Here is a 513-nt window from a genome sequence, read left to right on the forward strand (position 1 = left end):
AACATCTTCAGACAAAATTACCCTAGAAGCTTATAATAGTTTGTTTAGGCATTTTTTAGCAAGAATGAGAAGAAAGTCCAAATGCTATTCTAAAAAAATAGAAATGCTCAGATGAGCGATACTTCTCTTAACGCACCATCGTAATAACATACTATCTATTTTTAATTAGCAATTCTGAATTTAATATTCAAGATTGACTAATTCCTGATAAAGAAAATAACATAAGCAATATAATTCATAGAATACCATGTTATTACAGAAGTTTCAAATCTTATTAATAATGCTTTGAAACTATCAAGCCAAGTATTTGCTTTCTCTATTTTGAACCTTAGTTTATATAATTCTTAATCAAAATAATAATAATTATTGGCTGTTTTATTATTACTGAGATTGTTTTTAATATTGGCGATTATTTTTTATTTTTCTAACATGTGTCTTAAATTATCACTGTCAAATCATGCATCAGCATTGATAAACAAACATTTATTATCTATTTATGCTTAGATTAGAAGT

The 513-nt window shown here is 25.3% G+C and carries 1 pseudogene; it reads left to right on the forward strand.

From position 1 onward, the window contains the following. Positions 1-115, forward strand: a pseudogene (locus GNY06_RS15175) (IS1 family transposase); the annotation flags it as partial. Between the last annotated feature and the right edge of the window lie 398 nt (positions 116-513).

It is taken from the genome of Elizabethkingia argenteiflava, from assembly GCF_009904105.1.
Taxonomy (GTDB): Bacteria; Bacteroidota; Bacteroidia; order Flavobacteriales; family Weeksellaceae; genus Elizabethkingia; species Elizabethkingia argenteiflava.